This is a genomic window from Burkholderiales bacterium (assembly GCA_013695435.1).
In the GTDB taxonomy this organism is placed as follows: domain Bacteria; phylum Pseudomonadota; class Gammaproteobacteria; order Burkholderiales; family JACMKV01; genus JACMKV01.
The window spans coordinates 1-10,406 of sequence record JACDAM010000296.1; the positions used below are offsets into that span (position 1 = coordinate 1).

The 10,406-nt window shown below is 60.2% G+C and carries 10 protein-coding genes; 9 read left to right on the forward strand and 1 reads right to left on the reverse strand.

The window, feature by feature from the left end:
- Positions 1-214: hypothetical protein (locus tag H0V78_14390; protein ID MBA2352923.1), on the reverse strand; the 214-nt coding region annotated here is incomplete at its 3' end.
- A gap of 263 nt (positions 215-477) precedes the next feature.
- Between H0V78_14390 and H0V78_14395 the strand changes: the two genes are divergently transcribed.
- The 9 genes from H0V78_14395 to H0V78_14435 all read left to right on the forward strand — a co-directional run.
- Positions 478-1,185 (forward strand): Crp/Fnr family transcriptional regulator, encoded by a 708-nt coding sequence (locus H0V78_14395; GenBank protein ID MBA2352924.1) that lies wholly within the window; start codon positions 478-480, stop codon positions 1,183-1,185.
- A gap of 304 nt (positions 1,186-1,489) precedes the next feature.
- Positions 1,490-2,152: an RlmE family RNA methyltransferase gene (locus H0V78_14400; protein ID MBA2352925.1), complete on the forward strand. Its 663-nt coding sequence runs from the start codon at positions 1,490-1,492 to the stop codon at positions 2,150-2,152.
- 128 nt (positions 2,153-2,280) lie between these two features.
- On the forward strand, positions 2,281-4,173 hold the full coding sequence (locus tag H0V78_14405) for an ATP-dependent metallopeptidase FtsH/Yme1/Tma family protein (protein MBA2352926.1): 1,893 nt from the start codon (positions 2,281-2,283) through the stop codon (positions 4,171-4,173).
- 153 nt (positions 4,174-4,326) lie between these two features.
- Complete coding sequence (gene folP / locus H0V78_14410; protein MBA2352927.1) at positions 4,327-5,142, forward strand: dihydropteroate synthase; 816 nt, start codon at positions 4,327-4,329, stop codon at positions 5,140-5,142.
- Positions 5,143-5,239: 97 nt separating this feature from the next.
- On the forward strand, positions 5,240-6,652 hold the full coding sequence (gene glmM, locus H0V78_14415; protein MBA2352928.1) for a phosphoglucosamine mutase: 1,413 nt from the start codon (positions 5,240-5,242) through the stop codon (positions 6,650-6,652).
- A 74-nt stretch (positions 6,653-6,726) separates the two neighbouring features.
- Positions 6,727-7,413 (forward strand): phosphate regulon transcriptional regulator PhoB, encoded by a 687-nt coding sequence (gene phoB, locus H0V78_14420; protein MBA2352929.1) that lies wholly within the window; start codon positions 6,727-6,729, stop codon positions 7,411-7,413.
- A 34-nt stretch (positions 7,414-7,447) separates the two neighbouring features.
- Positions 7,448-8,152 carry a phosphate signaling complex protein PhoU gene (gene phoU / locus H0V78_14425; protein MBA2352930.1) on the forward strand — a complete coding sequence of 235 codons (705 nt, stop codon included), beginning with the start codon at positions 7,448-7,450 and terminating at the stop codon, positions 8,150-8,152.
- 147 nt (positions 8,153-8,299) lie between these two features.
- Positions 8,300-9,634: a phosphate regulon sensor histidine kinase PhoR gene (gene phoR / locus H0V78_14430; protein ID MBA2352931.1), complete on the forward strand. Its 1,335-nt coding sequence runs from the start codon at positions 8,300-8,302 to the stop codon at positions 9,632-9,634.
- Between the two features lie 64 nt (positions 9,635-9,698).
- On the forward strand, positions 9,699-10,406 hold a 708-nt coding region (locus tag H0V78_14435), incomplete at its 3' end, for a PstS family phosphate ABC transporter substrate-binding protein (GenBank protein ID MBA2352932.1).

The window sequence follows — 10,406 nt, forward strand, 5'->3', positions numbered from 1 at the left end:
ACGATGGCCACAGCACGATATAGTGGCAAGGCGCCAGAACTTTCGCGTCTGCCGTCAGGTAACGCCGTTGATACGATTCGTAATCGATCAGATATTTTTTGTTCACGACCTTGACGATCTCGCAGCGCGGCGCCTGACCGATTTCTCGATCACCGGCCATCGCCGGATCGTGCCGCCTCTGAACCGCGTCCACTGAGTGTCTTTCCTTGTTCATGGTTGCCGTAGTTTCAACCATCGAGGAGACTTGATGCTGCAACAACGCTAAGGGGGCGTCTGTCCGCTACCGTACAAAAACGATAATGTCTGTGCGGTATCACACAAAGCGAGAAAAATTTGCCCCTTCTCTGTTTAACGTGTACCGTACTACCCCCTCCCGCGACCGCCCGTTTCGGGATTCACGAGGTTTCGGTCAAGTTTTGCACTTGCTCGATTATTCCTTCCGGCGGCTAACCGCAAGCAAAGGAGAACCAAGCAGTGATTGCGAAACCTCGCGGCGCACGGGCCAACCGCCTGCTCGCGCAACTCCCCGATGAAGCGTTCGAGCGCCTGCAAGCCCACTTTGAACCGCACGCGTTCGCGCTCGGCGACATCGTTTACGAAGCCGGCCAGCTTGTGGACTATCTGTATTTCCCGACCACCGCCATCATTTCACTGCTCCACACCATGCGAGACGGAGATACGGTTGAAATGGCCGTCGTCGGCTACGAGGGAGCCGCGGGCGTCGCGTCGTTCATGGGCGGTAAAAGCATGCCCTACCGCCTGATCGTGCAGGGCGGAGGCGAGAGCTTCCGCATCAGGAATGGTCCGGTGAAAAGCGAGTTCGAGCGCGGCGGCGCCTTTCACCACGGGCTGCTGCGCTATACGCAGGCGCTGATTATCCAGATCGCGCAGACCGCGGTATGCAACCGCCATCACACTCTCGAGCAGCAGCTTTGCCGCTGGCTGCTGTTGACCGACGATCGGACGCCCGGCGCCAAACAGATCACGATGACCCATGAGATGATCGCCCAGATGCTGGGCGTACGCCGCGCCGGCGTTACCGCGGCCGCGAAACACCTCTCTGACCTGAAACTGATTAGCTATACGCGCGGCCACATCATGTTCATCGATCGGGCCGGCATCGAGAAGCGGGTTTGCGAGTGCTATCAGATAGTCAAGCTGGAATATGCGCGGTTGCTGGGTTGACGGGCTTCGCTCATGTCGTTCCGAGGCTGCCTTTCCCCGACTTTATAAAGGGTAGCGGAGTTTCAACTTGTCAAACCCCCAATCTCCGTTTCAAAGGGAGAACGAAGCGAGTGGGTATGGTCGATTTCGCCGCCCTTGCCGCATTCTTACCAGTCATAACGCATTCATCTGTTTGACGCATCACACTAGCTTGCAGTTGTTCCTGTCCCGAGCCCGGTCGGCTGCCTCCTTCATTCGGATCAGCGATGCAACCCTCATCGTTTCCGTTCTGCGAAAATGCGAATGTCCGGCGACAGAGTTGACCATGAAACGCTCGAGAACCAGCAAAGCGTGGATGCGCGAACACGTCAACGATTTCTACGTGCAGCGGGCGAAACGCGAAGGCTATCGCTCACGCGCGGCGTTCAAGCTGATCGAAATCAACCAGCGCGATCGCCTGATCGGGCGCGGCATGACAGTACTCGATCTCGGCGCGACGCCCGGCGGCTGGTCGCAGATTGCCGCGGGCCTGGTTGGGGCCGCCGGCCAGATCATCGCGATCGATTTGCTGCCGATGGAAGCGCTGCGCGGCGTGACGTTTATCCAGGGCAGCATCGACGACGACGCCGTCATGCAGCAATTGCGTACGGCGGCCGCCGCGCGCGGCGTTGATCTTGTTATTTCGGATATGTCGCCCAATATCTCTGGCATCGACGTGGTCGATCAGGCGCGCGTCATGGCGCTGGCCGAACGCACTCTCGAAATCAGCCGGAATTATTTGAAACCGGGCGGGCATCTCCTAGTCAAAGTTTTCCAGGGCCAGGGATTCGAAGCGTTTTTGCGCAGCATGAGGGCGTTGTTTACTGAGGTTGTCACGCGCAAGCCGGAAGCCTCGCGCGGACGCAGCAACGAGATTTACCTGCTCGGCAAGCGCCGACGAACGGTCGCTGCCGAGGCGGCTCCGGCACTGCCGCCGTCCTCGAAATAGGTTTAGAATGGAATCGTAAAAGCCCGTCTAAGACTCGCAAGGAGTCGAAAAAACGTCCCGCTTCGTTGTGACGTGGCGGGCAGCTTATCGGTTGTTAAATTTTCGCGCAGGATGCAGAAGGAGTCACCTTGAATAATATGATCAAAACTGTAGCGATATGGCTCGTGATCGCGCTTGTGCTGATGACGGTGTTCAACCAGTTCAGCACGCGCCAGACCGCGCAAAACCCGGTCGAATATTCCCAGTTTATCGAAGAGGTCAAACAGGGAAGGGTAGCGAAAGTCACGATTGAAGGGCGCGTGCTGAAAGGCGTGAAGTCCGACGGCAAGCGCTTCACGACCTATTCGCCGTCCGATCCGTGGCTGGTTTCCGATCTGCTCAAAAATGGCGTCATCATCGAGGCCAAGCCCGAGGAAGAGCCGTCGCTCTTGATGAACATTTTCGTATCGTGGTTCCCGATGCTGCTTCTGATCGGCGTCTGGATTTTCTTCATGCGCCAGATGCAGGGCGGCGGGCGTGGCGGCGCGTTCTCGTTCGGCAAGAGCCGCGCGCGCATGCTCGACGATACGTCGAATCAGGTAACGTTCGCCGATGTCGCAGGCTGCGAGGAAGCGAAGGAAGAAGTCGCCGAACTTGTCGAATTCCTGCGCGATCCCGGCAAATTCCAGAAACTCGGCGGGCGCATTCCGCGCGGTGTGTTGATGGTCGGCTCACCGGGCACCGGCAAGACGTTGCTGGCGCGCGCGATTGCCGGCGAGGCGAAGGTGCCGTTCTTTTCGATCTCCGGTTCCGATTTCGTCGAGATGTTCGTCGGCGTCGGCGCTGCGCGCGTGCGCGATATGTTCGAGCAGGCCAAAAAACACGCGCCGTGCATCATCTTCATCGACGAGATCGACGCGGTCGGCCGTCAACGCGGCGCCGGCCTCGGCGGCGGCAACGACGAGCGCGAGCAGACGCTGAACCAGTTGCTCGTGGAAATGGATGGCTTCGAAGGCACGTCCGGGGTGATCGTGATCGCCGCCACCAACAGGCCGGACGTGCTCGATCCCGCCTTGCTGCGCCCGGGGCGTTTCGATCGCCAGGTTGTCGTTCCCTTGCCCGATATCCGCGGCCGCGAACAGATCATCATGGTGCATATGCGCAAAGTGCCGGCCGCGCCGGACGTGCGCCCCGATATTCTCTCGCGCGGCACACCGGGTTTTTCCGGCGCCGATCTGGCCAATCTGGTCAACGAAGCGGCGCTGTTCGCCGCACGCACGAACAAGCGCCTGGTCGATATGGACGATTTCGAACGCGCCAAGGACAAGATCATCATGGGTGCCGAACGGCGTTCGATGGTGATGCCGGAGGAAGAGCGCCGCAATACCGCGTATCACGAATCCGGTCATGCCGTGGTTGCCCGATTGCTGCCGAAAACCGATCCGGTGCACAAGGTTACGATCATCCCGCGCGGCCGTGCGCTCGGTGTGACCATGCAGTTGCCGGTCGAAGATCGCTACAGCATGGATCGTGAACACATTCTGCAGAACATTTCCGTGCTGTTCGGCGGCCGTATCGCCGAGGAAGTGTTCATGAAGCAGATGACGACCGGCGCTTCCAACGACTTTGAGCGGGCGACCGAAATGGCGCGCCGCATGGTTACGCAATGGGGCATGTCGGATGCCCTTGGGCCCATGGTCTACGGTGAAAATGAGGGCGAGATTTTTCTCGGCCGCTCGGTGACGACGCACAAAAACGTGTCGGAGGCGACCATGCAGAAAGTCGACGCCGAAATCCGCCGCATCATCGACGAACAGTACAAGCTCGCGCGCCGCCTGATCGAGCAAAGCCGCGACAAGATCGACATCATGGCCAAGGCGCTGCTCGAATGGGAAACCATAGACGCCGACCAGATCAACGACATCATGGAAGGCAGGGCGCCGCGCCCGCCGAAACCAACCCAGCCGATCACGCCGCCGCCCCCTTCAGGCGGACAGACAGTGGGTGCGACTGCGACGGCGCGCCCTGCGCAGGGAGTTTAAGGACAGAGGATCGGGAAGCGGGAATCGGAAATCCAGACCGACCCGATTCCCGATTCCGGATTTAATCCGATTCCCGATTCCCCGGCCTTGATCCGACCCCCGGTTTTGCTCCACGCAGGCCGTTTCAGGCTTTCGCTCTCCCGTCCCCTCGTCATGGGGATCGTAAATCTGACTCCCGATTCGTTTTCCGACGGCGGCCGCTACGCGGACGAAGCGCGCGCGATCGCGCACGCCCATCGCTTGCTCGGCGAGGGCGCCGATATTCTAGATCTTGGCGCCGAATCGACGCGTCCGGGTGCTGCGCCGGTGCCACTCGAAAGCGAACTGGCCCGTCTCATGCCGGTGCTTGCCGGCCTGCGCGGTTTTCCGATACCGATTTCGATCGATACCTACAAACCTGAAGTCATGCGGGAAGCAATCCGCCTCGGCGCTGCGATGATCAACGACATCAACGCGTTGCGCACGCCCGGCTCGCTGGATGTCGTCGCGCAATCGGACGCGGGCGTCTGCCTGATGCATATGCAGGGCACGCCGCAAACCATGCAGCAGGACCCGCGCTATGGCGACGTGGTAGCCGAGGTCAGGCAGTTTCTCGCTGACCGCGTCGCGGCGCTGGAGGATGCCGGCATCGGCCGCGAACGCATCGTGCTCGATCCCGGCTTCGGCTTCGGCAAGACCAAGGAGCATAACGTCGCGCTGTTGCGTGGTTTGGATGAATTGAGCGAGCTCGGGCTGCCGGTGCTGGCCGGCCTGTCGCGCAAATCGGTTCTTGCAAGTCTTGTGCAAGGCGAGAACAGGATGCCGTCGCCGCAGCCGGACGGCGACGATCGTGTGCACGCCAGCATCGCAGCGGCGCTGTTCGCCGTTTGCAAAGGCGCACGGATCGTCCGCGTGCACGACGTCAAGGCGACCTGCGATGCGCTCGCGATCTATAACGCGGTGATGGCCGAGCCGCCGCCTGACGCGTAACGGGGTCGCAGCCGCTTCCGCGTTTCGAAGGCGGCCGCTCGATAGGACGCGATCTCCAACCTTGCTAAACTCCGTTTTTTCCTCACCCACATTTCCCATGACCCGAAAATACTTTGGCACCGACGGCATTCGCGGCCGCGTTGGCGTTGCGCCGATCACTCCGGAATTTGTCATGCGGCTGGGCTACGCGGCTGGCAGGGTACTGACTCGCAGCGAGCATTCCATCTCAACATCGCCGGCGGTTTTGATCGGCAAGGACACGCGCATCTCCGGCTATATGCTCGAATCGGCGCTGCAGGCTGGCCTGTCGGCGGCCGGCGTCGACAGCCATCTAACCGGGCCCATGCCGACCCCGGCCGTCGCCTATCTGACGCGCGCGCTGCGCCTCCAGGCCGGCATCGTGATCAGCGCCTCGCACAATCCCTACGATGACAACGGCATCAAGTTTTTCTCGGCCGCCGGCGAGAAGCTGGATGACGGCATCGAGTGCGCGATTGAAGCCGGCCTGAACGATCTGGTCAGGACCGTCGCCTCCGAGAAGCTCGGCAAGGCCTACCGCATCAAGGATGCGGCGGGGCGCTACATCGAGTTTTGCAAAAGCGCATTCCCCAACGAGCTCGATTTGCGCGGCATGCGCATCGTCGTCGATTGCGCGCACGGCGCGACTTATCACGTCGCCCCGCACGTGTTTCACGAGTTGGGCGCCGAGGTCGTTTCGATAGGCGTGCAGCCGGACGGCCTCAATATCAACGCCGGTTTCGGCGCGACCGAGACCGATGCGCTGAAGCAAGCCGTATTGCGCGAACACGCCGATATCGGTATCGCGCTGGACGGCGACGGCGATCGCGTGATGATGATCGACGCGTCGGGCGCGCTGTTCGACGGCGATCAACTCTTGTTTCTGATGGCGCGCCATCGTCAGCAGGAAGGGCGGCTGAAGGGCGGCGTCGTCGGCACCGCCATGACCAATCTCGGCGTTGAGCAGGCATTCCGGCAACTGAACATTCCATTCGCGCGCGCCAAGGTCGGCGACCGCTATGTGCTCGAAATGCTGAAAGCGCGCGGCTGGCAACTGGGCGGCGAGGGCTCCGGCCACATCATCTGCCTCGACAAACACACGACCGGCGACGGCATCGTGTCGGCCTTGCAGGTGCTGCATCTGCTCAGGATCAAACAGACGACCTTGGCCGAATGTGCAGCCGCGCTCACGCTTTACCCGCAAATCCTTATCAATGTGAAATTCGCGCGGCGTTTCAATGTCGATGCCGATCCGGCAGTCAAAGCCAGGGTCGCGGAAGCCGAGTCGGCAATGGCCGATCGCGGCCGCGTGCTGTTGCGCGCTTCAGGCACCGAGCCCGTGGTACGGGTTATGGTGGAGGCCGAAAAGCGCGATGTCGCCGAGCAATGGGCGCAGGCAATTGCCAGGCAGGTGCGGGATGCCGAGAAGGCGGCGCACCCCAACGTGGCTGGCGATGGCGAACAGGAGCACAATCCAGTCATCACACTGTAACAATACGTTCATAAACTCTCGACAGGCGCCGCCCCGACCCAGCCGCCCCCGACCCAGCCCGCAGAGAGCGATAAATGGCCACGATACTGGTAGTTGAAGACGAATCCGCGATCCTCGAATTGCTCACCCTAAACCTCAAGCACGCCGGCCACAACGTGCTGCCGGCGCGGGACGCCGAAAGCGCGATCGCGATCATCAATAATGTGATTCCGGATCTGGTGCTGCTCGACTGGATGCTGCCGGGCCGCTCCGGCATCGCGCTGGCGAAACAGCTTCGCGAGAATAAGCGCACCAAGCCCCTGCCGATCATTTTTCTGACTGCGCGTTCGGAAGAACACGACAAGGTCGCCGCCCTCGAAACCGGCGTCGACGACTATGTAACGAAACCGTTTTCGCCGCGTGAGTTGGCGGCTCGCATCAAGGCAGTGTTGCGCCGGCGCGCGCCGCATGTCACCGACGATGCCGTGCTGATCGGTGATTTGCGGCTCGATCCCGCGACCCATCGCGTGACCGGCAAGGGTCAGTTGCTCGAACTGGGCCCGGTCGAGTTTCGCCTGCTGCATTATCTGATGACGCATCCCGAACGCGTGCATTCGCGCAAACAGTTGCTCGATGAAGTCTGGGGCGATCATGTTTTCGTCGAAGAGCGCACCGTCGATGTCCACATACGGCGCCTGCGCATGGCTTTGTCGCCAAGCGGGAGTGAGCATCTGATCGAGACCGTGCGCGGCAGTGGCTATCGGCTTTCGCAGATGGCGTAATGAACGGTCACCAAATCTGAATTTGACCCATCCCATGCACAAAGAACATTCGTCGAAACGCTACGATACCCAGCTCGAAGCGCTCCGAACGCGCGTCCTGCAAATGGGCGGATTGGTCGAAGCCCAGATCGTCGATGCGATCGAGGCGCTGCTGTCGGGCAATCTCGATCTCGCGCGCAAAGTCATCGCAACTGACTCGGAAGTCGATGCGCTTGAAGTGTCGATCGACGAAGATTGCGGCCAGCTCATCGTCAAGCGGCAACCGGCGGCGAGCGATCTGCGTCTGGTCCTGACGGTGACGAAGGCGATTACGGATCTCGAGCGTATCGGCGACGAAGCGGAAAAAATCGCGCGCATGGCGCTTTTGATCTATTCGTCCGGCGTATTGTTCCGGATCGGCTTCGCCGATATCAAAATCGCCAGCAATCTGGCGATGGAAATGCTGCGCCGCGCGCTCGACGGTTTTTCGAGGCTGGACGCCGAGCAGGCGGCCGATGTGCTGAATAAAGATGCCGATCTCGACGACCAGTTCCGCTCGATCCTGCGGCAACTGATCACCTACATGATGGAAGACCCGCGGACCATATCGGTATCGATCGAAACCCTGTTTGTCGCCAAGGCGCTCGAGCGTATCGGCGACCATGCGAAAAACGTCGCGGAGCATGTAATTTACCTGGTCCGTGGACAAGATGTGCGGCACACGATCAGCGACGAGAGCTGGCGCGAGGCGAACGCATAGCGGCAGGCGACACTGTCGCGCTCGACCGCGGTTCATGAACCGCGCGCTTTGCCTCACGAAACCGAACGACGGGCAAGCATGACAGGCAGGTCGGTTTCATCACCCGCTTCCCGGTAAACTTCTCGAAGCCATGTACGCCGTTTCAACATGAATCGCATCTGGCAGCGTGGCCTGACGACGCTCATTCTGCTGACGATCTTCTGGGTGGCGGTCTGGGCGTATTTCGGCGCGGTGTGGGCGCTGGCCGCGTGCGCCGGTTGTTTGTTTCTGGTCAGCCTGATCCAGCTCGACCATTTATCCCGCCTGTTCGACTGGCTGGCCGAACCGCGTGTCGACGCCATTCCGCGAGGCTCGGGTGTCTGGCACCAGGTTTTCTCCCGTTTGCGCCGCGTCGAGCGAAAACGCGGGCAGGAGCTGGCGGAGTTGAATTCCAACCTCGAACGTCTGCGCGACGCCAGCGAGGCGATGCCCTACGGCGTCGTCATCCTGGACTTGCAGAATCGCATCGAATGGTTCAATTCAACGGCCGCCGAACACTTCGGGCTCAATAGCCAGCAGGACGTCGGCTACTGCATCGGCAATCTCGTACGGCTGCCTGATTTCATCGTGTTTCTCGATGCCGGTAAACGCGAGCCGCTGGTCTTGCGGTCGGCGCGTGGCGCCGGTCTGAGCCTGTCGGTCAAGCTGGTTGCGGTCGGCGATCGGCAGAAGCTTCTGTTGAGCCGCGATATCAGCCAGTTCGAACTGGTAGACAATATGCGGCGCGATTTTGTAGCCAACGTTTCGCACGAGTTGAAAACGCCGCTGACTGTATTGAGCGGCTTCATCGAAACGTTTGAGGATCTCGATTTCGACGCCGAGCAGATCCGCCAGTATCTCGGCATGATGCGGGAACAGACTTCGAGCATGCTGCGCCTGGTCGAAGATCTGCTGGTGCTGTCGGCTCTGGAGAGCGCGGATAACTCCCTGCGCGAGGAATCCGTCAAGCTGCGCGCATTGCTCGACAGCATTTATCAGGATGCTCTGGTATTGAGCGCCGGACGGCACGCTATCGTGCTGAATGTCGAGTCTGAAGCAAATCTTCTCGGTAATGAGCGCGAATTGCGCAGCGCCTTCGGCAATCTGGTCAGCAATGCCATACGCTACACGCCGGCGGCCGGCAAAATCAGCTTGTCCTGGCGGGTGGCGGACGGCGAAGGGGTTTTCGCGGTCGCGGATACAGGCATCGGCATCGAGCAGCATCATCTGCCGCGGGTAACCGAACGTTTCTACCGCGTCGATCGCAGCCGTTCGCGCGAAACCGGCGGCACAGGGCTGGGGCTGGCGATCGTCAAGCACGTGGTTTCCCGCCATCAGGCGGCTCTTGAAATCACCAGCGAGCCAGGCAAGGGAAGCTGTTTTTCGGTGCGTTTCCCGCGTGCTCGCCTGGTCGAGCTGCAACCGGTTGCCGAGCGACTTAACCCAGGTGTCACAAAACATTAACAGAACAGTAATACGCGTCGGCTACCATTTGCTGACGCCAAGAACCCACCAACAGGAGAGAATTATGTTTCAGCGTAAATCGCTAACCATACTGGCAGCGGCGGCAGCGCTGTCGGCTTTGAGTCTGCCAGCTTTCGCGGCTGATTCCCTTATCAAAATCGATGGTTCAAGCACCGTGTTTCCGGTGACGGAAGCGGTGGCTGAAGATTTTCAGAAAGCCAAAAAAGGCGCGATCAATGTCACGGTCGGCATTTCCGGAACCGGCGGCGGCTTCAAGAAATTCTGCCGCGGCGAAATCGACATTGCCGATGCGTCGCGCCCGATCTCGAAAAAAGAAATGGAAGCCTGTAAAGAGGCCGGCATCCGCTACGTCGAACTCCCGGTCGCTTACGACGCCCTGACCGTGGTCGTGAATCCCAAAAACACCTGGGCCAAATCGATGACCGTCGCCCAGCTCAAGAAAATCTGGGAACCAGACGCTCAGGGCAAGATCACGAACTGGAACCAGATCGATCCTTCATGGCCGAGTGAGCCGCTGACCCTTTTCGGCCCGGGCGCCGATTCCGGGACCTTCGACTATTTCACGGAAGCCATAGTCGGCAAATCGAAGGCCAGCCGCGGCGACTTTACGGCAAGCGAGGATGACAACGTTCTGGTGCAAGGCGTGTCGCGCGACAAGGGCGCGCTCGGCTATTTCGGTTTCGCTTATTTTGTCGAAAACCAGAAAAAGCTGAATGCGGTTGCGATCGATAACGGCAAAGGCAAACCCGTG

Excerpts from the sequence above, each read along its gene's own strand:
- H0V78_14400 (MBA2352925.1), top strand. The coding sequence starts at position 1,490 with ATGAAACGCTCGAGAACCAGCAAAGCGTGGATGCGCGAACACGTCAAC.
- folP (MBA2352927.1), top strand. The coding sequence starts at position 4,327 with ATGGGGATCGTAAATCTGACTCCCGATTCGTTTTCCGACGGCGGCCGC.
- glmM (MBA2352928.1), top strand. The coding sequence starts at position 5,240 with ATGACCCGAAAATACTTTGGCACCGACGGCATTCGCGGCCGCGTTGGC.
- phoB (MBA2352929.1), top strand. The coding sequence starts at position 6,727 with ATGGCCACGATACTGGTAGTTGAAGACGAATCCGCGATCCTCGAATTG.
- phoU (MBA2352930.1), top strand. The coding sequence starts at position 7,448 with ATGCACAAAGAACATTCGTCGAAACGCTACGATACCCAGCTCGAAGCG.
- phoR (MBA2352931.1), top strand. The coding sequence starts at position 8,300 with ATGAATCGCATCTGGCAGCGTGGCCTGACGACGCTCATTCTGCTGACG.